A 24,099-nucleotide genomic window follows, 5' to 3' on the forward strand; every position below is an offset into this window, starting at 1 on the left:
GAAGTTAAAAAACGTTTTATTCTGCATTTCTATAAATTACTGGGAATGATTGAAGTTCGCCAAATGAAATTTTTCTTTTTTGATTTTTAGAATCTTTTTGAGATTCTTTTATCAGATAATACTTTTCAATTCCTTCAACTTTTCTTGGTGCTGCAAAAATTGGCACAAAATGATTTACTTTACAGAATTGAATTAAGTGTTTTACATTTTTTTGTCCTATAGCATCTAGTTCATCCACATATATTATTACTCGATTTTCGGAGTTATTATGCACTAATTCTTTCAATATATTTAGAAATAGATATAGTTTTAAAACAATATTAGTTCCTCTCGATTGGACTTGCTTTGAAAGGTCTATAGTTTCGGTTTTACCTGTGACTTTTGTTATTTCTACGTTAATTCTGAATAAATCAATAATATCAATAGCTTTACCATTATTGTTTAGTAATTGCCTTTCTAAAGCTTCTCTTGATTCTGCATAGGAATTATCAAAGTCTAAACCGTCTGAAAATTTCAGTTTAGATATTTTGTCTAAATCTGTAATTAAACCTGTATTATCATCAATCTTTACTTTGACACTCTGGATATTTGAAATAGGATATTCTGCTAATTTCTGATTGTAACTTCGTGAAACAAAAGTTTTAAAATCATTAAACTGTGTTAAAAATGAGTGTGTAGGACTACCAATTTCGTGAGAGAGCGTATCTAGTAGACTATTTATTACTTTTTGAGTACTAGGAATATTTAAAATCTCTTCGTTAATCTCACGGATGAACATTTTAATATCTTGAATGTCTATTTTCAAAATGTTGTTTAATTCATTCTTAAGAGTGCTTCTGTTATCCTTTATTCTAAGGAACTTTTTATATCCCAATTGAAATTCGTTATAAATTTGATCAAAATCTGTATCTAAAATTTCTTCAATTTCATAAACATCATAAGTTTCGATTATTTCTTGATATTGCTTCTTGAAGTTCTTTAAGTCGTCTTTATACTTATTAATTTCTTCATTTTTTTGAGATAAAGCGGTTTTCGTTTTTTCAATTTCCGAATCCTTGTTTTTGATTTTATTAATTATATCTTCTAGTTCATTAATAAGTAATTTTATTTCAACAATATTGTTCTTGACTTTAGTTCTTAACTCTGGTTTTTCTTCAATTCTTTTAATGAACTCAGCATTAGTTTTTATACTTGTTTTTAATGTTTCAATTTCTTTCTCAACACCTTTTCTATTTTGTATAATTTTTAATTGAGAGTTCTTTTCGTTTAGTTCCTTGTCTTTCGATAAAAGCTCACCTTGAAGACTTTTAATAGTTGGAAGCTCTGTTTCAATGTTAATATCTGAAACATCAATTAAACCATCAAAAAAATGTAATGGGAAATCAGATTTAGTTATCTCTTTTTTAATTTTTGATTTGTCAAGTTCTGCAACATCTCTATTTAAAAAAGAATAAACTTTTTTAATTGTTATTTCATCTTTTGAAATATTTTGATAAAGTAAACTGTCGAAGCGTGTAATTGCATTTTCCTTTTTTTTAATATCAATTTTGAGAGTTTTGATAGCGTCTAAAATTTCCTTTTCGGTAAACTGACTACGTTCTAATTGGTTCAGTTGAGAAACTAAATCTGTATGCTTCTTTTCTTCATCAGATAATTTATTTTTTATACCTTGATAAAGAATATTGTCAGCACTTGGTTCATAATCTTGAAGTTGATTTAATTCCGTTGATATAGAAGTATTTTCTTTTTTTAATACAGTTAATTTATTCCCTTGTGTAGTTTGCCTACTAATTAAAACATCTCTTTCATCTTTTAAAGTTGTATCTATTTTACTTTGTATGGTTCTTATAGATATCGATAGCTCGCTATTATCATTTGTTTTTTCAGATAGTTCTCGCTCAACTTTATTAAACTTTCTAATAAAAGTGTTTTTTAGTTTTCCTAAAATTGATTCATAACTTATAAAGTCATCATTAAGTAGTTTTAATTTTTCAAAATCAGGTTTGATTGAGATTAAACGTTGAAGATGTATTTTCTTTTTTTCAAATTCATCAATTTTCTCAAAGCTTGTACTCGAAAGCACATTTAGAGGAAAGTGTTGCTGTCCATCAGCAACTAAAAGAGCATTTTTAAACGATTTTTCATTGATATCACTTGTTCTAATTAAATACCTGTAAATATCTGTAAAACTGTTAGAAAAAGATTTTCTACCGTTTCTTTTTATAGATTTTTTTAGCCAAACAACAGGATTTTTATTTTTATCAGAATTATAGACTAAATTATATAATTCCTCATTTGTTAATCTAACTGGAACATCAGTAGGATTCTTTAATGTAAGTTTTTGTAGGACATTGTTCCATTTTCTTGCTTTAAACTTTCCATTGTTTGTTTCTATAAAACAAGTTTCATCATATTCTCCATTTATTTTATAATATTCTAAAGTTTTTTCAGGAGTTGCTTTAACAAGAATTGAATAATAGCCGTTTTTAAAAATTTCAAAAATGATAAAACTATACAAACTTGATCCATCAAAATAATGCTTCATAGAATCAGATAATTTTCTATTATCTTCAAAACGCATTTGATCTTTATCTGTAATATATAAAAAGTTAAGTGCATTAATAAAAGAACTTTTACCCACATTATTTTCTGCTGTAATTTGAATACTAGAGCTTTCGCCTATATGAATACTTGCTTTTGCATATAACTCTGAATTTATAATTACGATCTTATTTAGCATCTAAATCTCTTCTTTTTATTGTCAATTATAACCAATTTAAATCTTTAATGGCTTCATTAAAAATTTGATGTCCTTTTGCAAAAACATACTCACCATCTATGGTTTTTGTCCATTGAACAGGTTCATTCCTTATATTCCCTTTTTTCCATTCATCATAGCAGGATTTCAACAACTCTATTTCAGTTTGTTCAGTAACGTCCATGTCCAAGTCGTATAGTTTATTTATCAGTTCATTTGAATTGTCATCTTTTACTATCTGAGGTGATAATCTTAGAAACCTTTTATTATTTTCAGAACTACCTTTTCCTGAGAATAAACTTGTGTAGGCACCAAATGACGCCCATGTTTGTGGTTCAAATAAAATTGACTGTGATAGATTTGAAATTGTTGATGAATAAAAACTTGCTCCTTTAAATAAACGAAAAAACAGCCCTATCTTTTTTTTTGTTTTATTCCAATTGATTGTTCCATTTTCTTTTCTAACAACTTTTTTACCAAGAAGAGTAGAGTAGTATTGATCTCTGAAATTATCTGAATCTTCATCAGAGACTATTTTGCCACCTGTCCCTATTGATAGTACATAAATATTTTCTCTATCGACATCATTAGCTAAAGCCTCGGTAATTCCTGCCATCACAGGATTATTAAATCCGCTCAAAGCGCCATCCCATAAATAGCGTCTTCTATTATTTTTGACTCCTTTTATTTTGGGAACTAAAACAGCAGGGAAATCAAAATAATTTACTGGTGCATTTGATGATCCATGAATTGCTCCAACTAAACTAACTTGTTCAAAATAATCTAACTTTGCAATTACTTCAGCTCTCGCCTTACTACTTTTATTAGATCGAAATAATTTTGCTCTTTTATTTATAATATCAAATGTCGTCACTACAATTTCAAGTGATTCCTTTCCTATTATTTTTGGAAGTTCTGAAAGGGGTACACCGTTAAGTTCCTTATCATTATCTATTCTTAGAATATTTTTCAAAGCTTCCTTCTTAGCTGTAGTAGAGTAACGAGTTCCAACTGATTTTACTCCAAAAAGCCTCATTAAATTAGCAGGAAAGTACCTCTGTCTAAAATTTAGCTTTTTGAAAATTTTATCTCTTAATGTCTTGTCATCAAAAAGTCTGATTATTTCATCAAAAGTCCAGTTACAAGCCAATGCTGCTAAAACCATACTACCTCCTGAGTTTGCAATAACTAAATCAAAATGTCGCAAGACTTCGTGACCTTTTATTTCTTTGTTTGGATATTTTCTAAGAAAAATATCTTTCAGGGTCAAAACCTGAAGTATTGCCCAACTTCCTCCACCATCTAATGATAAAATTTTATATTTCTCATCCATAAAACTAATTTTTAAGCCATTAATATTTCGTCATTTTTATCTTTTTTTAATTTACCGAATGATTCTAATTCTAAAAACTTAGATTTAAAAATACCTGTAGGAATCTTTTTCTTTAAAAGATTAAAGAAGTTCTCATCATGGGTTGAAAGAACTATTTGTTTATTATCGTTCACTATTATACTTCGGAATAAATCAATAGTAGATAGAACGTTTATACTATCCATTGACTGAATAGGGTCGTCAATAAATATACAATCATACTCATTTGAATTTAGTGCAGATGCTAAAAAGATACTCAGACTTAGAATGTTAATTTGAGCAGTACTAAAATATAAATTAGGGATTAAAATCTCTTCATTACTTAAATTTTCGACAAAAATCTCTAATCTAGGATTATTGGATTCAAAATCTGCAACAAACTTAACGGATTTAAAATCTGGGTGAGGATCTATTTTTCTATAAATTTCATTTATCAAATTTTGATAGAAAAAATCTTTAATTTGTTCACCAATTTTCACTTTGGTTTTCTCTTTTTCACTCTCTAATAATGGAGTTACTTCTTCTTCAATAAAATTTAGTTCCTCTTCTTTATTTTTTAGATTTTCTTTTGCTTTTTCAGACTGTAAAAAAGGATATAAGTTTTCGGCATATTTTTCCAATCTAGCAAATCTGTCTTTTAGAAAGGTACATTTTTTAAACTCTATTTTTAATTCCTCTTCTTTTTTATCTAAAAATCTAGTTAAAGATGTCTTATCAAAATCATAAACATCTTTACCTAGTTTATCACTTACAAAATGAGCGTATTCTTCAATCTTTTGTTCAATTACTATTCTATTTTTTTGTGAATCAATCTCATTTTTCATTAAGTTCTCTTTAGTCAACTGACTTAGTTCTTTTCCTTGTTTTTGGATTAATTCTTCTACTTTAATTACTTTTGTTTTTATTTCTTTTAGTTCATTGGATATTTGCTCTATTTTTTTCTCAAGTTCTATTTTAGATTTATCATTTGAAAGTAAGTTATTGACAAGCCAATCTGAAATAGATACATATTTTTCATCTTTTTCAAGAAGTTGGATTTCTTTTCTAATAATCTCTAATTGGGATTTTGTATTTTTATATTTCTGATCTACATTGTGTAATTCTTCATTTATTTTAGATAATCTACTATTTATCTCAGTTGAATCATTAGAGTTTTTTAATTTTAGACTATCTAGCTGTTTCTTATATTCATCATAAGCTAAACCGTTTAACTTTACACTGATTTCTTTTACTTCAGCATCTAATCTGTTTAGTGATTTAATTTTTTCTTTTTGCTCCTTATCTAAGTTGTTTTTTTGATCTTCTAAGTTCTTTCTCTCTCTAACTAAACTAGAAATTTTTTCATTATAAAATGTTATTAATTTCTTATTACCTTGATTGATTTCTATAGTACTTTTTTCAATATCTTCATTCAACTTGTTTTTTAATATCAGAAGTTCTTTAAGTCCAGAATTTAAAGCATTGTTATTTGAAATACTATCTGCTAATTCTGTATATGAATTGTATTGATGTTCGCATAGTGGACAAGTTGAGTTCTGTAAATCGTTAGCTATTGTAAGTCCTGATTTGATAAATTCTTCAATAGTTGAGTTTAATGATTTTTGCTGTTTTATCGTATCATTTAATTCTCTAATTTCAATGCTTAGCTGACGTTTTCTTTCATTTAACTTTTCAAGAGTTTCCGTTAATTCCACTAACTCTGAATTTTCTCTAATATGTATCAAAGAATATTCACTATTATTTGTTTCAATTTTAACTTCTTCTAATTCTTTAATTGCTTTATTTATGGAATTTATCTTAGTTATTTTTTTATCATAAACTAGTTTCTTTTCTTTTATTGATTGATTGATTTTCTCAATTTCTTTTCCCAAAAATTCACTTCTGCTTTTTATATTAGGGAGTTCTTTGTGTTGTTTCTCTAGATCCAGTATTTGCCTAATTATACTTTCATTTTGATTAGTAATAGTTAATTTCTGCCTTGTTAATAGTTCAACTTGTTTATTAGTCTTCTCTTGTTCTTTTTCTAAAGAATTAATAGTTTTTATCTTTTCTTGAAGAGCTTCTTTTTTAGCTTTGTAGTAATCATATTCTTTTAGAATATTTTTATGTTCAGACTCTTGTTTATTTAATTCTAAAAGATTCTTTTTAAGGTTCGCAACTTCTGTTTGATTTTTTTCTAATTCTTTAAACTTTTTGATATTTGCATTGATCTCATCAAGTTTTGTATTTATTCCTTTTAAATCTTTAATTAAGGCATAGAATCTATCTATTCCTATAGTAAAATCATCTCCAATTTTAGCTGTTTTAACTTGAGATAGTTTTTCTTTAATAGATGATTCTTTACTGTATGTAACTATTTTGTCTCCAACAATATCTTTAAATTCTTTTAATTGCTCCTTAGTCATCATTGGAGTAATTAATTGAAATAATGTCTTTTCTAATTCATTATTTACCTCACTAATCTGACTGTTTATTGTTTCCAAAGGATTAAAGTCACTATCAGGCAGTATTTCTTGCGTAATTGATTGAATTTCATTTTTGATAGACTCAATCATTTTCTGATTTTCTCCGTACAATACTTTAACTCCTTTATAATAATTATCAATTTCTGCTAAATCTGGATTCTGCATAAAAATTTGATATCTTCTTTCTCCATTATCCTCCTTTAAAAAAGCGGAGATCCACTCTTGTGATAAGATTACTTGTCGAAAACTTGGATTTTCAATAATATCCCTACCATTAATATCCGTATTTCTGTTTCCGTGTACTCTAAGAACCCTAGGTTCTAAAGCTTCAAAATCTGTTGTTATTTTCACATAGGTTTCAGAATCAACATCTAATTTGTTATTTCTGAGTAGCTTTACTTGTTCATTTGTAGATGCTCTCAGCGCATCAATTGATTCTTGAGTATTCCTATTTTGCCAAAACCTCTGCACATTATTCGTAATACCCCATTCAATAGCATCATAAAAAGAAGTCTTGCCAAAACCGTTTGGAGCGTAAAGTGAAACAAAATTTGCTACACTACCGTCTTCTGTTACGAAATTGAAGGTTGCATCTTTTGGTTCACTATATATTCTAAAGGCTGAAATCTCTATCTGTTTAAACTTCATCTTTATTCTTTTTTATTATTGTTAGAAGCTCTTTATATGTTTCACTTGCTGCTTTAGTGGTATTCACTCTTTTCAAAATTTTATCTTTTAATAGAGACTCTATTACTGTATTTGGTTCAATCTCATTACTTTTAATTTCATCTTCATCAGAAATTACAGTAATATTATTTATAATATGTTCAGTTATCATTGAATCTTCATCTATAGTATTATCGACAATAATCTTTCTGCTAGAAAATGTGTCATTTTCAATTTTATATTTTAATTCCTTTCTTATAGGAATATCTATTACATAAAATAAATAAATATTCCAGGCACTAAATTCATCTAATAGTCTTGCTTGAAAATCTACGGCTATTGTATCAGCTATTTTAATCCAATTTTCTTCTAGAAGTTTGTCATTTTCTGGGTAGATGAAAAAAGTGGGGATTGAGCCACCAAATTCTATTTCTTTAAAATTGAATCTAAAATTTCTAAATTTATCTTTTAAAATTTCAATTGTATCATTAACTGAATAACTCATCATACTGCTGTTTTAATATTTGTAATAATTCGTCTTCATCATGAATATTCTCATAACTTTCAAGACGTTTAATGATGCATTCCTTTTTAAAAAACTCTAGGTGAACAAAATTGAAATCTTCATAAGGATTTCTAACTCCATTATCTATTTGCAAACCTCTTTTAGACACAACACGTAAATCCCTTGGTATTCTATCTTTTGGTAAAATAAAATTACCTAGAGGAGGCTTTTTTGTAGAAACAATTACTGTAGAATCTGGTTTTAGTCCTCTGTAGTCAGAGTTTAATAAATCTGTTCTTAACAAATTAGTCCAGTCATCTTCATCAGAATATTTTAAACGAATCGTGTCAAAAATTTCTGAAAGTAAATCGTTATTGATAACATATCCTTTTATGATGTTCATTATAGTTAAGAACTCAAGCCAAGCAATCCAAACATTTTTTATATATATGTGCTCAGAATATTCATGGTTGAGAAGTATTCTCTCTTTAAACAACTCTTTAATTCCTTGAGGTGTCACATCAGACTCAATAATATTTAACGCTTTATTTTTTAGCGTTGTTCTAGTTGCTATTATTCTTTCTTCGTCAAGTGCATCTACTTCTAACTTGAATGCATCATCCTCTAAAAATGAAAAATTACTCATATAAATTGGATAGATTCTCTTCAGTTGATCAATATTATTTTCTATGATATCTTCAATAAAACCGATAGGGTAGATATTTATTCGACCTTCATCATCATTATATGAATCCATTCTAAACTCAATTCCAGATAGATAGATTATTTCATTTACTTCTTGATAAACTCCACACCCAGAAAATCCAACAACATCATCTTGCCCATCAAAGCTATTAGAAGATAAAACAAAAAAAGGATCGTTCTTCTCAATTAGTTTTCCTATTACTTTTTTTGTTTTAACTTCATCTTGAATTTTATTATCAGGAAAGCCAAAGAGATAAAGAATTGAATAATTTTTTATATTTCGTTTTATATGTAGATTAATATCCTTTTGGTATTCAACTTTAATAATTGCTAAATCATATGTAGGATGAGTAAAAATCTTAATTACCTCGATTTTGTTATCATCAGAAGTAAAAATCTTGGGTAATTCATTATTCTCTATATTAGACTTAACATTATGCTTTACAGTAATAACATACGAATATTCATTAGTGCTAGGTTGAACTAAGCAACCACTACCGCTATTGACCTTAACTGAATACTTCTTATATTGATCATCTATACTCATTAATCCAAAATAATTGCTTCTTTATTTAAATAAATTGCTTCATGTTCTCCTAAATCTAAATCTTGTTGAGAAAATACTTTACTAACAATATTATAGTTAAAAATCAGAGTAGAATTAGGATTGTTTTTTATTATTCTTGCATAAGTCAACTTATCTGGAAGTCCATGTTTCAAACTATTTGTTAACGTTACATAAGTATCGCAGTCAATCATTTCTAGTAATTCATTGTCCGTATTCTTTCTACTTGCATGATGAGAAACTTTGAAAAGATCAAGCTCTAGTTTTCTGTCAGAAGAGTATCCTAAATCCTGTAGAGATTTTTTAATAACACTTGGATATGAATCTCCTAGGAATAATATTTTTTTGTCATCTTTTTCAAATAAAAAAGCTATTGAACTACCATTAGGTATGGATTCATCTTCCTCAAAAGTATCATGTGTTTCAATTAATTCATTTATTGATAAGTGATAATCTGTTTTACCAGCGGATGTTTCTAAAGAATCAGGACTCTCTCTTTCCCATTTATCATGTAAGTTTTTTAAACCTTCATTGTCAGGAGAAAGAACTGTAATTTTACAACTTTCAATTTCTTCAACTAATCCTTTTTTTATTATCCTGTAATCCCAACAACCTAAACTAGAAAGAAAAGAATCCAACCTTACTCCTTGTTTAACACTTGTATTTAAACCCTTAAATATATCAAGCTTGATATCTCTTTCATGATAATCACCTTCATCTCCAAAATGTTCAGCAATTAGTTTCCCTGAATTAAACCATACTTTTTTTACTAACGATTTATCAAATTTCTTATCCTCAAACATTTTTAAAATACCGCCTATATGGTCATCATCAATGTGAGTGATAATGAGAAGGTCAATAACTTGATTTTGATCTTTAAGTTTTAAAATTTCCTTTTTTAGGTCACCTGCTTTACGTCTTCTAGAATAGGTACTTCCAGTTCCACCGTCTATTAATATATTCTTAATAGAGTTTTCACTATTGCGGTAAGAAATTAGGGTGCAATCCCCGTTGTATCCTTGAAGAAATTTTATTTTTACCATTGTTTATTTCAGATTAATATTTAGATGTACTAATTATGAATTAAATAAAGTATTAAATGTAAGCAACTACTGATGTAAAAAATTACGGTTTTCCGTAAAGCAATAATTTAGAAAAGAATATGCTACTTTTTTTTGGCAAATCGAAATGGAAAAACTAGGCTAGTTAATGAAGAATAATCCATTTTTCAAGGTATGGAATTTTTAATTTTATAGCTTCTTTGATGTTTTTAAAGGAATACTTTAAGAAACCTATTGATATTTCAAGATCAATCAACTACCAAAGTTTAGCCTAAATATTAATGCTTAACTTCTTTAAAATATAAATCTGTAAAATATTTCTTTAAAATGCTATATTTGTATAATCAAAACTGATAATAATGCAAGACAATATAGATTCGATCATACGCGCAATAAAAATCATTCAAAAGGAAATTCCAAACAGCGAAGCAATTCCACTACTTGAAGACGCGCTAAAAAAATCTATGAAGTTTTATGTATTAAACATGGCTTCCATGGGTTCTGTAGTAGATATGGAAGAAATAAAAGAAAATTTCAAAAATGGCTTAGATTTATTAGAAATATTCAATAAGAACTAGTTTACTTTTTCTTATTACTTGGCTTTTTTATTTTCTTGTTTCCTCAAGGAATCTTCAATTCATTTCCTAAAAATTCATATAGAAATGTATAGGTTTTTCATAATTAGATTTTTTACTCATTTTCGATATTCTTTTTCATTTCTGTAAACGAAAATTAGAACGTTTCAAGTGACCTATAGTTAGTTTATTATCAGGTATAATTAACGTGAGTTCGATATAAAAAGTCAATTAATTAACATAAAAAAAGCAGAATATTTAGTAAATTAAAGTGTTGAATTTCAATTCATTATCTAAACATCTGCTTATGATTTCTGATACTAAAATTACACAAATTTTCTGTTCATTTGATGATTTTTGCAAAGATTTTGTTCCTTTTTGGCAAAAAAGTTTATTGGATAATGGTAAAAAACGATTTAGAAAAAGTAAAATGTCTTTAGCAGAAGTAATGACAATTGAGGTGCTGTTCCATCTTTCTGGCTTTAGGAATTTCAAAAAATTCTATATAGGATATGTATGCAAGTATCTTAAAAAGGACTTTCCTGATTTGGTAAGTTATAACAGAATGGTTGAATTAAAACAACAAAGTTTTATGCCGTTAGCTATTTACTTAAAAACACTTGGTTTGGCTAAATGTAATGGAATTAGTTTTATAGATTCTACACCACTTAGAGTTTGTCATAACAGACGAATTAACGGCCACAAAACTTTTAAAAAATTAGCAGAAAGAGGTCATTGTTCTTTGGGTTGGTTTTATGGGTTTAAACTCCACATTGTAACTAATGATTGTGGAGGAATCATAGATTTTATGCTGACTAAGGGAAATGTTGATGATCGAAAACCATTAAAAACAGCTTCTTTTTTGAAAAAGTTATTTGGTAAATTATTTGGAGATAAAGGCTATCTATCTAAAGAGCTATTTACGAATTTATTTTCTAACGGAATTCATCTTGTAACAAAGCTCAAAAGAAATATGAAAACTAAATGTGTCACACCATTAATAGATGCATATCATTTAAGAAAAAGAGCGATTATTGAAACTATTTTTGATCAATTAAAGAATATTTTTCAAGTAGAACATTCAAGACATAGAAGTCCAGTTAATTATTTTACTAATATCTTTTCTGCACTAATAGCGTATAATTTTACAGAGAAAAAACCATCATTGAAAAAGGATCTGGTAGACACTAAACAACTCATTCTATTCTAAAAGTTATATCGAACTCACGTTAATTATTAAAATCCTCTTTTTTTGACGGTATATTACTCGTTTATAAAATAAACAGAATAATTACCAAGAAACCCTAAATTATCGTAAAACTAGAATTATCTGTATTCTAAAAGCTTCAATTGTAATCGTTGGAGCTTTTTAATTAAAAAAATATAATGCATTGAAAATAAGTTACTTAAAATTAAGCAATGTACTTTGAGGGAAAACTTTAGTCACTTTCAAGGCACTTACAGGTAACTCTTAAATCACTTATTGGTAACTTTTCAGTAAATAATTAGGCACTTTTAGGTTACTTTTTGGTAAAATATTGATCATTTTTAAGGTAATCTCAGGGGACTTTGAGGGTAATCTTTAATCACTTATTAGTAACTTCTAAGCAATTAATAAGACTCTTTTTGGGTATTTTTAGATAACTTACGAGTAACTTTTTGGTCAATTTAAAGGTATTTTTAGATCATTAAAAACCCATAAAGTAATACTTTAAGTGAATCCAAATTCAAGAAGGTTTTTTCTCTAGATCTTAAACTAAAAAGTGAACAAATAATTCTTTAATGCTAATAATAATTTTCAAATTGAACTTCATTAGCTAATTACTAAGTGATGGTTACTATTCTCTTCTTTATCTCACTCATTATTGAGTGAGAACTTTTAAAAAAACAATCAACTTAAAAACAGTTAGTTATAAATTAATGTTCGATAAAAAATTTTGAAAGATTTGGCAAAAGTTCACCTAATGTTTGATAAATGTTAGGTGAACTTTTATCAAACTTTCGTAGAACATTTTATGAATATTCGGTTAATATTGATCTGTTTTTTGATAAACTTTCATTGAATATCTGATAAGTATTATGTGAACATTCAGCGAAATTTTATCAATTTTTCTACAAAATTTCAATTAATGTTTAATGAATATTCGACGAAGTTTTATCAAATATTCTTCTAAGTTTTGGTAAATCATCATCAAACATTTCACAACTATTTAAAACTTATTTGATTATATATTGATATAAGCTTCTTAAAAAATCACATCAAAGCTTTTAGGTTCAAGTTACAAAACTGAACAAATGATTCTTCAATTATCTTTTAAATCTTTGTTTTCAAATAAGTTAATAGTAAGTCTGAATTAGTATAAATCAAAAACGATTGTCGCACGCGACAAAAGTGTGCAAATGATGATCCAGTTATACAATTCATCTTTGTAGCAACTAACATACATAAGTCTTTTAAAATACTGTATATGAGATCGTCATTCGTAACTCAAGTCATCAAAATTCATGAAAGTAAATTTTAAAGATGTAAAGAGAAAAGGAGTAGTAACAATTAAAAAAGTAAAAGCAAGTTCAATCTAAAATTAAAGTATCGAGTAAAAATCAAAAAAAAGTAGTAATCACATGTAAGCATTCGGTCTTCTACGTCTAGGATTAGATGTTTTATTTTACATAAAGTTAGATATGTTTATTTGTAAATTATTGAGAGGTAGCGGAGTAAGTTTTTCTAGCTATGGGATTAGTGTCTGATTTTACTGGATTCTCAGCTTCCGTAAGATTTTGTTGCTAAAACGCCATTTTCTTAACAGTTTTCGATACTGTTGTTTTTCCAGTTTTGTGGCAGTAATTCGTGTAATTTATTTGCTTTATGTTCAGGGATTTTTTTAAAGATATCGTGTAGCCAAGCAAATGGTTCTACATTGTTTATTTTACAAGTTGCAAAGAAAGAATACATCATGGCTGCTTTTTGAGCTGCCTTGTGCGATCCTGCAAAGAGATAGTTTTTTCGTCCTAAAGCAAGTGGTCTGATGGTATTTTCTATCTTGTTATTGTCAATTAAATACTTTCCATCTTCTAAGTACCCAATCAGATATTTCCATAAGCGAAGTGTATAGCCAACTGCTTTTGCAATGGAACTTTTTGGTAATAGTTGCGATCGTTGTTGCACTAACCAATCATAGAAGGTATCGAGTATCGGTTTGGCATAGCGATTTCGATAGCGTTTGATTACTTTAGAAGTGGCATTATGTTCTCTAATATTAGCTTCTAAGCCATACAATTTTTGGAACTGTTCCATTGCATAACTGGCTCTTGAATGATCATTATCAAGTGCTTTTTCAAAATATCGTCTGGCATGTGCCATACATGAGAGTAGCTTTAATTGTTGTGCAGTGGCTAGGTTTTGATAGACCTTGTATCCATCGGACTGTAAAGTTCCTTTATAGTTTTTCAGTATGGTTTGTGGAGCTTTTATAGACCGAGTGGCATCATACTTGAACAATACCAAGCCTTCCACAGGTGCATGATATACCCAATGATATCCTGTATGTAAACTTCCTGTTTTATAACTGTCTTGAACACCAATTGGACTTTCATCTACTTGCAAGTAATTACTTTGTAATAACTCTTTAGTCAACACATCATACAAAGGTTCTAGTAGTGAAGTCGCGGCATTAAACCATCCCGATAAGGTAGCGTCACTTACCTGATATTGCTGACGTTTAAATATCTGTCGTTGTCTGTAAAAAGGAAGATGATCTACAAATTTACTCACTAAAATATGCGCTAAGAGTCCCGCGCCTGCATTCGATTTTGGTAGTGGCAGACTTGGAAGTTCCCCTATAATAACTCCAGCATAATCTTTTAACGCGTATTTTGGACGTATAATTCTGCGAACAAAAAGCTTGGCAGGATTGTATTCCAAGATTTCTGTAATTTCTTCTCCTATTTTAACACTGTCTTGTGCAAGATGTTCTGGTTCGATGATTTCTTCGACTCTTGGAAGATGCGCAGGTAATAAGGCACGCTTGGCAACTTTCTTTGGTGTAGCCTTTACTTTTGTTTGTAGTAAGACCTGTTTTTCAGTATCAGAAGATGATTCTATCGGTACTTCACCAAATAATCCTAACTGACTAGGTAAGGCTGTGGAGACAAAACGCTCACTTTTACTGCCAAAAATCAGGCGTTTTAATTCTGTTAATTGTCGTTCTAATTCTCTGTACTTTTCCAACAAATCATCATACTCTTTTTTGGAGATATAGGCGGTTTCTTCGGTAGTATCACTAGCGTTTTTCACAATGGAAAAATACTAATAATAGAGTAAAACCACAACGTTTTTCTGCGTTTTATGCAGGTAATTTGTAACGTTTTTTCCCTCGAACATGTGCAATAGAAATCCCATCAATCAGTAGCACCAATTGAGAATAACTCAGCTTGATACTGGTGACCACTTCATCATAGATTGGTAATTCAAAACGACCCGATTCCAACCGCTTGTAATACAAAACAAAACCACCTGCTTGCCATTGTAATATTTTGACCTTATCACGGGATTTATTAATAAAAATGTAAGCAGTACCATCTTGAGCAGAAGCCTGCAATTCTTTTTCAATGATGCCTGCTAGACTATCAAAACTCTTGCGCATGTCAGTAGGATGACGATACAAATGATACCGATGGGAAACGCCTAATCCAAACATGAGATCAACTTTTGCAAGCAAACTGCCGTTTGTTTGGTTAATGAAAAAGAATCTAAATGTAGGCGAACTCCATTGGGATATGCAATGGTAATTGTTGAGTCAATACTGTCAGCAGAAGTTTCAATATCTATGGGAATGAACTCATTTTGGAATGTATCGTTTGTAGAAGTCGTTTCGCCTTTAAGTAGTCCATGAAAACTACGATAGCGTCTTATCCAATACGAAAATGTGTGATAATTCAGAGCTTCACGCTTGCAAAAGTCTTTCTTGCTGATATCCTCCGAATAAAGCTTGGCTACCAAAGCAAACATACGCTGCTGTGTCTTTGTGTTTTTCATGAAGCCAAAATACAATTGAAATCATTTCTTTACAATACGTGGTTTACCGAAGGCTTACTAATCACATTAAAACTAAAAAGCATCAAGAAGTAATTAAGTAAAACATAATAACATTCCTTAAAACAAAATTGTAAGATTTTAACTATTAAATTACAATTGAAGCCTTTGAATTGGTTTCTAATATTTGTAACATTGAAATATGATTTCAAGTCCTCTTACAATTTCAGAAAAAGGAATACAGGCGTACTGTGAAGTATTTACAGTAGGCAATTTTATGATAGTTCCTTTCAATGAAAAACGCAAAAGACATATCAGAATTCAAGACACTAACCATTGAAGAATTAAGAAGCTTCGATGGGCTTGCTGATATATCTGTACAGGAAGCTGAACATATTATACATACATTAAAAGAACTATCATTATTAACTCATAACATCGTTACCAAACATGAGCAATCTGAATCAATTTCAAAGTTTCGCAAAGCGAAGTAAGCATCAAACCATTCGCAACAACAAAGCTGTTATCTATACGCGAGTTTCAGACATCAAACAACGAGATAATACAAGTTTAGAAAGTCAACTGAAATACTGTAGTGAATATGCCAATAAAAACGGTATGGAAATTAGCGGTTATTTTGGCGGAACAAACGAAAGTGCCAAAACAGATGATCGTAAAGAGTTTCAACGAATGTTATCATTTGTAAAATCAAAAAAGGTTGCTAATATCATTGTATATAGTACAGATCGTTTTTCACGTGCAGGAGAAAGTGCAATTCATACATTAGCCAAAATAAGAAGAATAGGAATCAACCTCATAGCTGTTACACAACCCGCAGATACACAAACTTCCACAGGACGATTTTATCAAAATCTAAATTTACTTTTCAGTAAGTATGATAATGACCAACGTAGAGACAAAACCATCACAGGAATGCGCCATCGTTTATTAAATGGCTATTGGATGGGAACTGCACCGATTGGTTATAAAAATATGCGAGACGAAAAAAATATACCAATTATAGTTCCAAGTGAAAAAGCACACTTAGTAAGAAAAGCTTTTGAATGGAAAGCCAATGAAAGTTTATCCAATGTTGAGATTGTAAAAAGACTTGAACAATACGGATTGAAAATATACAAACAACGATTAACAAATATGTTTCGAAATGTGGTGTATTGTGGATTAATTTCACATAGTCTACTAGACGATCAACTTATTGAAGGAAACCATAAAGCTATTGTTCCAAGAGATTTGTTTTTAAAAGTGCATGGCATTCAAGCAATGAATAATCATAAATCAAAACATAATATAGCGAACGAAAATTTACCATTAAAGGTATTTACAAAATGTGCCGCTTGTAAAAGTCCATTAACGGGTTATTTGGTAAAGAAGAAAAACATTTATTATTATAAATGTAAAACAGTTGGTTGTCCTTGCAATAAAAATGCAAATGACTTACATGACAAATTCAATGACATATTGAGCAATTATCAACTAGATAAAAAGTACATTGCTCCACTAAAGATACAATTGAAGCACACCTTTGAATACTTCAATACAGCTAATGAAGATAATACAGCGCATTTAAAGTACAGTTTAAAGGCTGTTGATGATAACATCAACAATATTGAGGAACGCTTTGTAATCGGCAAAATAGATGGTGAGTTATATCAAAAATATTCAAAGAAATACAATGAAGAAAAAGAAGGAATTCAAAAAGAAATCCAAAAAAACAGTTTAGATAGTTCGAACCTCGAAAACTACATTGATAATTCGATAGATTTACTATGTAACTTACACAATATATGGAGATTAGGAAATTATAATGAAAAACAGAAATTCCAAAAACTCATGTTCCCCGAGGGAATCGTCTATGATCGCAAAAATGATAGAGTTCGAACCAATAAGGTAAATTCGATACTTGAATTAACTCGCTCACTTTCAATAAGTTTAGATCATAAAAAAAGCGGACAAAAAAACAAAAATGTTAATTTGTCCGCTCCTGTGACCTCGGCAGGATTCAAACCTGCAACCTCTTGAGCCGTAATCAAGTGCACTATTCAGTTATGCTACGAGGCCTATTGCTTATTGCGGGTGCAAATATATTTCTTTTTGTTACAAATACAAAGATTCAAAAGAAAAATAAATAAGTTTTTTATCTTTTTTTAAAATCTGAAAATGAACTATCTCGAATTTAATGCATTTGTCGTTACAAAATAACGCCAGCCAATTATTGCTAATTGCAACTTTGAAGCTTTTGCTAAATCGAGCCTTCGTTTTGAAAATGAAGGAAGTAGCACTTTATTTAGCTTTGCTAATACTTTAAATAGTTGTGTTTTCATGATGAAATCATCTAAATTGTAATGGAAGATACTAAAAAATAATATAGCTGTAAAAAGCAAAAGGCAAGTCGATGAAAACTTGCCTTTGCTATATTGAATCCTGTAAGTATTAAGAATTACTTTTTTGTTGTAATAATAATAACTCCATTTTTCCCTTTTTCTCCATATAATGAGGTTGCAGAATTTCCTTTTAGTACAGAAACGCTTTTAATTTTATTAGAATCTAAATTTTTCAAAGAACCATCTTTTTTCACTTCTCCATCAACTACAATCAATGGTTTTTTATTATCAGAGTTTGTAAAAACAATTTTATTGCCTTTTTCTTCGATGACTTCCATTTCGGTTTCTTCATTTTTATCGCTTCCAACAAAAATAAAGCTATTATTCTTTCCATTTTTAATTTCAATTTCCTCTTCAATAATCTCGTCTGGAGACACTTCTTTTCCATTGACAATAATAACTTCTTTTCCATCTACTTGCTTAATGTTGATCGTCTTAACATCATCTTTCTGAGTCCAAGTTTTTGATGTTCCATCTTTACTATTTTTATAGCGAGATTTTATAACATATTTCTTTTTACCTTTCGTTCCTTTACCTTCTTCATCAGAATGAAACTCATACGCCGTACTCGCATGATATTTTCCTTTAGATGAACTAATAATCAGTTGATCGCTTTGCTTTCCAACTCTAATCGTTGGAATTGTCTTATCTTCTTTCGATGCAAACGTTGCGCTTGCAGTATTATCTTTTCCTTCTTTTAATTCTATAGTAATGCTTGTGATTTCTTTATTCTTGTTAAAATCTACATTGCTGTATTTCATCTTAAGTCCAGTAGCCGCAAACATTTTTTTAATAGCTTTCAACTCTTCAATAGTTGTATTCTTTGTAATTTCAACTATTAAATCGCCAACAACTTTTTTCCCAAGAACATTTTCAGTTGTTTCTATAATAGGAACTACTGTCGGATTCACTTCTTTTGCAATTACTTCTGTGTTAAACAACATCACAAAAGCGACTAATAATGGTAAGATGAATACATGTTTCCATTTATTTAAATGTGTGGATTGATTTTTTTGTAACATAACGATTCGTTTTTTGATTAATGAATTATAAAAATTGTTGGTCAATGCAGGACAATATGCATTTCCTGATACCTTTAATAAGGTAAGTTGATATTCCTTCTTAGAAGGTGTTTGTTTAATAGCTGCACTATCCGCTAAAAACTCTAAATTTTGTGAAATATATTTCTGATGAAGCCATGCAAGCGGATTGAACCACATGAAAATACAGTACAATTTTGAAATAAAAACATCTATAGAATGTAGTTGTCTACTATGCGCTTTTTCATGCGTTAAAATAGCTTCTAACTCTGACTCTGAATACAATTCTGGATTGTAAACGATGTAATTAAAAAATGAAAATGGTGTGAAAGAAGTGGTCGTTTCAATATAAATAAACTGTCCATCACGCTTGGTAATACTAGAAGTCCATAATAATTTACATAAAGAAGTGAGTTCAATTAAAAATTTGGATAGAAAAAATAAAACACCAGCTACATATGTATAGAATATAACATCTGTCCAAGAAAATAAAGGAGTAGTTACATAATTTCCAGTTTCGGTAACTACAAATGCACCAGAAGTTGTAGCGCTTTCAACAAAAGGAATTTCTACATACTTTGTAATTACTAAAAATGGTAAAATCAAGGAAATAATCATTCCTGCCAACAGGAAAAAACGATTTCCATGAAAAAAAGTATCTTTTCGTAGCCATAAAAAATACAAACTCAAAAAGAGTAGGAGCACACCTGAACTCTTCACAAAATATAAAATTGCTTCGTCCATTACTTTTCTTTTTCAATAAGGTTAATAATCTCTTTCAAATCGTCTACACTAATTTTTTCTTCTTTTGCAAAAAAGGAAACTACATTCTTATACGAATCATTAAAATAATTCTGAATTGCAGATGCCATAAATTTTTCTCGGTACGCTTCTTTTGTCACAACAGGATAATATTGATGCGTATTTCCGTATGCGTTGTGCGATACATATCCTTTTTCTTCCAAATTTCTAACAATAGTAGATAAGGTATTATAATGTGGTTTCTTTGTCGTAATCTCGCTCATAATATCTTTGACAAAAGCTTTTTCAAGTTGCCAGATAATATGCATTACTTCTTCTTCTTTATTGGTTAATTTTTGCATGATTCAATATAAATTAAATAGACTATGAATTAATTTCAATACAAATATAAACTAAAAAAACAGTTATGCAACTATAAAAATAGTTAATCAACGAAAATTATAGTTTATTTAACATAAATTAAGGAATACATTGTAAGATGTATGATTCGTGTTTGACATAAAAAAGGAAATAGTATCTTCGCAAAAAAAATACATTCATGGAAAATATTGGATTTGTAATTTTGGGATTAATACTACTTGTTGCTGGAGGAGAATTTCTAGTACGCGCTTCGGTAGGATTATCCTTTAAGTTGAACATTTCTAAAATGATTATCGGATTAACGGTCGTTTCATTTGCAACATCAGCGCCTGAATTGCTCGTAAGTATCAATGCAGCTTTAAACGATTCGCCAGCAATAGCGATCAACAATGTAATTGGTTCTAACATCGCTAACATAGGCTTGGTGTTAGGAATTACGGCAATTATTGGACCTATTGCTGTGAATAATACATTTTACAAACTCACTTGGCCAGTATTGATGATATTCTCTATAAGTATCTATTATTTCTTGTGGAATGATAATCTATTAAGCATGTTGGAAGGTATAATCCTATTTATAGGTTTAATAGTCTTCTTAGTCATTTTAATTCGCTCAGCGCAAAAAAACAAAGATGAAATCGACATTGAAGAAGTTGATGATGCTGTAGCAACGGTTTCCTATATGAAAATTTTTATATGGTTAACTATTGGAGGTTTAGCTTTGTATTTTGGATCAGAATTTTTAGTAAAAGGGGCAAAGGCATTTGCACTAGACATGGGCGTAGAAGAAGGTGTAATTGCTATTACAATGATTGCCATTGGTACAAGTGTGCCCGAATTAGCGGCTTCTGTAATTGCGGCCATCAAAAAAGAAAAAGCAATCTCTTTAGGAAACTTAATAGGATCCAACATATTCAACATTGCTTCCGTATTAGGAATTACGGCAATGATTACGGAAATTCCAGTTGTAGAAGCGCAAATACTTTCCAGAGATATTTTTTGGATGTTAGGTTTTGCCTTTGTATTATTTCCGTTAGCTTTTATACCAAAGAAATTCGGAATAGAACGCTATGAAGGTGTTTTACTATTTTTAGCATACATTACATTTATATACTTAGTTTTTTAGTTTTCACTAAATAATACATTGTTGTAAAACATAAAATATGATTGAATAAAAAATTAAGAAAAAGGATCACTCTTGTAGTGATTTCATTGCTCGCTGATTAATTATAGATTCAATCTTTTTAAACAATTGTTTGTCCATTCTTGGCGTTACATCATCACTAAATGAAAATTTGATTCCTTGATAGATACTAATACGCTCATCTGAAGAATAGTTGAAAAATGTATCGACCAAATGTGCAATTTTCAAAGCAATTTGATCGTCGTTCAAGCTGTCTGCATCTTGCATCAATGTTGTACTCATTCCCCAACCAATGCCAAACAAAAGCAATTCTTTATCTTCCGAATTTTTATCTAAAATAGCGTATAAAACCTCTTGGTCGTGTCCAAATTTAGTTCCTAAAATCATTCCGGTTGCTTTGACAAAAATCTCGTTATGCGGTGTTTTTTCCGTAGCAAAAAATTGAAAAGATCGCACCATTCCCAAAAGTAAAAATACAATTACGATTTGATGATATCTAACAGCTGTCAATCCAACAATCATTAGTAAAGAAACAAACGGCATAATATACGTTAAATGTCTATGTGTAACATAATTGCCAGTCACCGAATCCGTAAAAAAAGGACTTACTATGTAGGCAATAAAAAAAGTTAGGATGATTGAAGAAATAATTAATATTTCTTTTCGAAATTCATGCTTTCGATACCTAAAAAATAATCCAATCAAAGCAATGAAACCGAAAATATAATACAAGATTTTCATTCCACTGTAAAAAGCCGTTTCATTTGGCAATACAAGTGCGCCATTGGCAATAACGGATGGAAGCTGGTACAATCGATTCAAAATGGGAACATCACCAAGGGAAAAGTTAACATCTCTAATTGCAGTAATGCCAAATTCATTAAGATGAAAACCAGCATCTGCAAACATTCTAACCAATACATGAAAAATCATCACAATTGCAAAGCCAAAAACAGCAAAACGCCATTGTTTATTTTTAGGATAGCGAAACACAACATAGCTTATAAAAACAGGAATCAACACAATATTTGAATATGAAAACCAAAGTATCAAACCAAGTGAAATTCCAACTGACCAATACGCTCGTGAGGACGTATGTTTTTTTGTCAATATCCAAAGTAAAAGAAATGGAAAAACACTAGAAATAGCGTGCAATCCATAATTTACAGTTGCCCAAGGAAGTAAAATTGGCACAGCAAAAACACTCCAAACACCAAAAATGATGGCTGTTTTTAGATTAAAAACATGTTGCACTATTTTGAGTTGAATGAATCTAAAACAAAAATCTACACAGAAAGCAACAACAGTAAGCGAACTAAAATCTGTGAAAAGTTCTACAATATGACTCAACAAAGACAACACAATAGTGCCACCTTCATGTGGATAATGTATAAGATGATCGTATTGAAACTTTCCCTGTTCAATAATTAATTCCCACGCCATTTGATCTGGTGCTTCCTGCCAAGGTTCATAAAAATAACCATACAACAAACGTACAATTGATCCTAAAATGCATACAATCCAAATTATATTTTTTTTAATAAATTCAATCATAATGTACAAGCTGTAAAGTGCGTGTCTTTTGGTTTTTAAGAATAGAAATAATTAATTTTATACTGCGTAAATATACATTTTAGATATGTAATTATTTCTGTCGAATTTCATATTCTTTAAAAAAGCATTTAAAAAAATGAGCACATATACATTCCTTATGATCGCTTTAATGAATATTTAAAATAAAATAGTTACTTTCGATGCAACCAATCCTAATAAATTATATTTGATGTAATTTGCTTTGTGAAAAACGATAAGCGAGCTCGCATTAGCAATTCAATATAAGACAGAGAAATAGTAATAACTTCCATGATCGTCAATAAAATTTCAATTGTAATTCCTGCCTACAACGAAGGAGCAACCATACATAAAATTCTAGATAAAATTCAAGAAGTTGTCCTCATAGAAAATATTCAAAAAGAAATAATTATTGTAGATGACTGCTCTACAGATACTACAAAAGAGCAAATTGAGATGTACATTGCTAAGCATCCTGAAATGACAATTCAATACCTGCAACATGAAAAAAATAAAGGAAAGGGCGCGGCACTACATACTGGAATTCATAAAGCTTCCGGAGAAGTATTAGTGATTCAGGATGCTGATTTAGAATACGATCCGAATGAGTATAATGATTTGCTAAAACCCATTATAGCAGGATTTGCAGATGTGGTGTATGGTTCTCGATTTATGGGAAGTAATCCACATCGGATTCTATTCTTCTGGCATACGATCGGAAACAAATTTCTAACATTTTTATCCAATATGTTAACCAATCTGAATTTGACAGATATGGAAACTTGCTATAAAATGTTTAAAACAGAAATTATTCAAAACATCAAACTACACGAAAACAGATTTGGTTTTGAACCAGAAGTCACAGCAAAAATTTCACGTGTTCCCAAAATAAGAATTTATGAAGTAGGAATATCATATTATGGACGTACGTATGAAGAAGGAAAAAAAATCAATTGGAAAGATGGCGTTTGGGCTATTTTTTGCATTCTGAAATACAATATCTTCAAAAGAAGATAACAGTGTTAAAACAGTACAATTCATCTTTGAGTGCACAAACAAAAAAAGAGCTTACAATTCATACTTGTAAGCTCTTTTATATATAATTTAAAATCGAA

18 protein-coding genes and 1 tRNA gene are annotated in these 24,099 nt (G+C 29.5%); 5 read left to right on the plus strand and 14 right to left on the minus strand.

The window, feature by feature from the left end:
* Positions 1 to 16: 16 nt before the first annotated feature.
* The 6 genes from ACQ654_RS21145 to ACQ654_RS21170 are packed head-to-tail and all read right to left on the minus strand — an operon-like array spanning position 17 to position 10,079.
* Positions 17 to 2,740 (minus strand): hypothetical protein, encoded by a 2,724-nt coding sequence (locus ACQ654_RS21145; protein ID WP_430412335.1) that lies wholly within the window; start codon positions 2,738 to 2,740, stop codon positions 17 to 19.
* 25 nt (positions 2,741 to 2,765) lie between these two features.
* Positions 2,766 to 4,091, minus strand: a complete 1,326-nt coding sequence (locus tag ACQ654_RS21150) for a patatin-like phospholipase family protein (RefSeq protein ID WP_430412336.1) — start codon at positions 4,089 to 4,091, stop codon at positions 2,766 to 2,768.
* 11 nt (positions 4,092 to 4,102) lie between these two features.
* On the minus strand, positions 4,103 to 7,243 hold the full coding sequence (locus ACQ654_RS21155; RefSeq protein WP_430412337.1) for a hypothetical protein: 3,141 nt from the start codon (positions 7,241 to 7,243) through the stop codon (positions 4,103 to 4,105).
* On the minus strand, positions 7,233 to 7,766 hold the full coding sequence (locus tag ACQ654_RS21160; protein ID WP_430412338.1) for an ABC-three component system middle component 1: 534 nt from the start codon (positions 7,764 to 7,766) through the stop codon (positions 7,233 to 7,235). The genes ACQ654_RS21155 and ACQ654_RS21160 overlap by 11 nt, the downstream gene beginning before the upstream one ends.
* Positions 7,750 to 9,018 (minus strand): ABC-three component system protein, encoded by a 1,269-nt coding sequence (locus ACQ654_RS21165; RefSeq protein ID WP_430412339.1) that lies wholly within the window; start codon positions 9,016 to 9,018, stop codon positions 7,750 to 7,752. Before ACQ654_RS21165 ends, ACQ654_RS21160 begins: the two co-directional genes overlap by 17 nt.
* Positions 9,018 to 10,079 (minus strand): MBL fold metallo-hydrolase, encoded by a 1,062-nt coding sequence (locus ACQ654_RS21170; RefSeq protein WP_430412340.1) that lies wholly within the window; start codon positions 10,077 to 10,079, stop codon positions 9,018 to 9,020. The genes ACQ654_RS21165 and ACQ654_RS21170 overlap by 1 nt, the downstream gene beginning before the upstream one ends.
* 377 nt (positions 10,080 to 10,456) lie before the next feature.
* Between ACQ654_RS21170 and ACQ654_RS21175 the strand changes: the two genes are divergently transcribed.
* Together ACQ654_RS21175 and ACQ654_RS21180 are read left to right on the plus strand one after the other, a co-directional pair.
* Entirely contained in the window at positions 10,457 to 10,675 is a 219-nt protein-coding gene (locus ACQ654_RS21175) for a hypothetical protein (RefSeq protein ID WP_430412341.1), read from the plus strand.
* Positions 10,676 to 10,979: 304 nt separating this feature from the next.
* On the plus strand, positions 10,980 to 11,882 hold the full coding sequence (locus ACQ654_RS21180; RefSeq protein ID WP_430412342.1) for an IS982 family transposase: 903 nt from the start codon (positions 10,980 to 10,982) through the stop codon (positions 11,880 to 11,882).
* A gap of 1,590 nt (positions 11,883 to 13,472) precedes the next feature.
* Here the strand turns inward: ACQ654_RS21180 and tnpC are convergent.
* The 3 genes from tnpC to tnpA are packed head-to-tail and all read right to left on the minus strand — an operon-like array spanning position 13,473 to position 15,707.
* Complete coding sequence (tnpC, locus tag ACQ654_RS21185; protein ID WP_430409272.1) at positions 13,473 to 14,966, minus strand: IS66 family transposase; 1,494 nt, start codon at positions 14,964 to 14,966, stop codon at positions 13,473 to 13,475.
* Positions 14,967 to 15,015: 49 nt separating this feature from the next.
* A complete protein-coding gene (gene tnpB, locus ACQ654_RS21190) occupies positions 15,016 to 15,369 on the minus strand; it encodes an IS66 family insertion sequence element accessory protein TnpB (protein WP_430409271.1) in 354 nt (117 codons plus the stop codon).
* Complete coding sequence (gene tnpA / locus ACQ654_RS21195) at positions 15,357 to 15,707, minus strand: IS66 family insertion sequence element accessory protein TnpA (protein ID WP_430409270.1); 351 nt, start codon at positions 15,705 to 15,707, stop codon at positions 15,357 to 15,359. Before tnpA ends, tnpB begins: the two co-directional genes overlap by 13 nt.
* Positions 15,708 to 16,154: 447 nt before the next feature.
* Between tnpA and ACQ654_RS21200 the strand changes: the two genes are divergently transcribed.
* On the plus strand, positions 16,155 to 17,744 hold the full coding sequence (locus tag ACQ654_RS21200; protein ID WP_430412343.1) for a recombinase family protein: 1,590 nt from the start codon (positions 16,155 to 16,157) through the stop codon (positions 17,742 to 17,744).
* Here the strand turns inward: ACQ654_RS21200 and ACQ654_RS21205 are convergent.
* The 4 genes from ACQ654_RS21205 to ACQ654_RS21220 form a co-directional block, all read right to left on the minus strand.
* Positions 17,710 to 17,783 (minus strand) — tRNA-Arg (locus ACQ654_RS21205). The genes ACQ654_RS21200 and ACQ654_RS21205 overlap by 35 nt on opposite strands.
* 104 nt (positions 17,784 to 17,887) lie before the next feature.
* On the minus strand, positions 17,888 to 18,046 hold the full coding sequence (locus tag ACQ654_RS21210; RefSeq protein WP_430412344.1) for an SsrA-binding protein: 159 nt from the start codon (positions 18,044 to 18,046) through the stop codon (positions 17,888 to 17,890).
* Positions 18,047 to 18,162: 116 nt separating this feature from the next.
* Positions 18,163 to 19,890: a M56 family metallopeptidase gene (locus ACQ654_RS21215; protein WP_430412345.1), complete on the minus strand. Its 1,728-nt coding sequence runs from the start codon at positions 19,888 to 19,890 to the stop codon at positions 18,163 to 18,165.
* Entirely contained in the window at positions 19,890 to 20,249 is a 360-nt protein-coding gene (locus ACQ654_RS21220; protein ID WP_430412346.1) for a BlaI/MecI/CopY family transcriptional regulator, read from the minus strand. Before ACQ654_RS21220 ends, ACQ654_RS21215 begins: the two co-directional genes overlap by 1 nt.
* A 197-nt stretch (positions 20,250 to 20,446) precedes the next feature.
* Here ACQ654_RS21220 and ACQ654_RS21225 point away from each other — a divergent pair, with 197 nt between their 5' ends.
* The gene (locus ACQ654_RS21225) at positions 20,447 to 21,394 is read left to right on the plus strand and encodes a calcium/sodium antiporter (protein WP_430412347.1); all 948 of its coding nucleotides are present in this window, start codon (positions 20,447 to 20,449) and stop codon (positions 21,392 to 21,394) included.
* A gap of 66 nt (positions 21,395 to 21,460) precedes the next feature.
* Here the strand turns inward: ACQ654_RS21225 and ACQ654_RS21230 are convergent, their stop codons facing one another.
* Positions 21,461 to 22,966, minus strand: coding sequence for a hypothetical protein (locus ACQ654_RS21230; RefSeq protein WP_430412348.1), 1,506 nt, complete (start codon positions 22,964 to 22,966; stop codon positions 21,461 to 21,463).
* A 309-nt stretch (positions 22,967 to 23,275) separates the two neighbouring features.
* Between ACQ654_RS21230 and ACQ654_RS21235 the strand changes: the two genes are divergently transcribed.
* The gene (locus tag ACQ654_RS21235) at positions 23,276 to 24,001 is read left to right on the plus strand and encodes a glycosyltransferase family 2 protein (protein ID WP_430412349.1); all 726 of its coding nucleotides are present in this window, start codon (positions 23,276 to 23,278) and stop codon (positions 23,999 to 24,001) included.
* Positions 24,002 to 24,099 lie beyond the last annotated feature (98 nt).

It is taken from the genome of Kordia sp., assembly GCF_965283645.1.
Classification (GTDB): domain Bacteria; phylum Bacteroidota; class Bacteroidia; order Flavobacteriales; family Flavobacteriaceae; genus Kordia.

Coding starts and splice junctions, on each gene's coding strand:
- ACQ654_RS21210 (WP_430412344.1), bottom strand. CDS start 18,046: ATGAAAACACAACTATTTAAAGTATTAGCAAAGCTAAATAAAGTGCTA.
- tnpB (WP_430409271.1), bottom strand. CDS start 15,369: ATGTTTGGATTAGGCGTTTCCCATCGGTATCATTTGTATCGTCATCCT.
- ACQ654_RS21170 (WP_430412340.1), bottom strand. CDS start 10,079: ATGGTAAAAATAAAATTTCTTCAAGGATACAACGGGGATTGCACCCTA.
- ACQ654_RS21155 (WP_430412337.1), bottom strand. CDS start 7,243: ATGAAGTTTAAACAGATAGAGATTTCAGCCTTTAGAATATATAGTGAA.
- ACQ654_RS21165 (WP_430412339.1), bottom strand. CDS start 9,018: ATGAGTATAGATGATCAATATAAGAAGTATTCAGTTAAGGTCAATAGC.
- ACQ654_RS21200 (WP_430412343.1), top strand. CDS start 16,155: ATGAGCAATCTGAATCAATTTCAAAGTTTCGCAAAGCGAAGTAAGCAT.
- ACQ654_RS21160 (WP_430412338.1), bottom strand. CDS start 7,766: ATGAGTTATTCAGTTAATGATACAATTGAAATTTTAAAAGATAAATTT.
- ACQ654_RS21220 (WP_430412346.1), bottom strand. CDS start 20,249: ATGCAAAAATTAACCAATAAAGAAGAAGAAGTAATGCATATTATCTGG.
- ACQ654_RS21230 (WP_430412348.1), bottom strand. CDS start 22,966: ATGATTGAATTTATTAAAAAAAATATAATTTGGATTGTATGCATTTTA.
- ACQ654_RS21175 (WP_430412341.1), top strand. CDS start 10,457: ATGCAAGACAATATAGATTCGATCATACGCGCAATAAAAATCATTCAA.
- ACQ654_RS21180 (WP_430412342.1), top strand. CDS start 10,980: ATGATTTCTGATACTAAAATTACACAAATTTTCTGTTCATTTGATGAT.
- ACQ654_RS21225 (WP_430412347.1), top strand. CDS start 20,447: ATGGAAAATATTGGATTTGTAATTTTGGGATTAATACTACTTGTTGCT.
- ACQ654_RS21235 (WP_430412349.1), top strand. CDS start 23,276: ATGATCGTCAATAAAATTTCAATTGTAATTCCTGCCTACAACGAAGGA.
- ACQ654_RS21145 (WP_430412335.1), bottom strand. CDS start 2,740: ATGCTAAATAAGATCGTAATTATAAATTCAGAGTTATATGCAAAAGCA.
- ACQ654_RS21215 (WP_430412345.1), bottom strand. CDS start 19,890: ATGGACGAAGCAATTTTATATTTTGTGAAGAGTTCAGGTGTGCTCCTA.
- ACQ654_RS21150 (WP_430412336.1), bottom strand. CDS start 4,091: ATGGATGAGAAATATAAAATTTTATCATTAGATGGTGGAGGAAGTTGG.
- tnpA (WP_430409270.1), bottom strand. CDS start 15,707: ATGAAAAACACAAAGACACAGCAGCGTATGTTTGCTTTGGTAGCCAAG.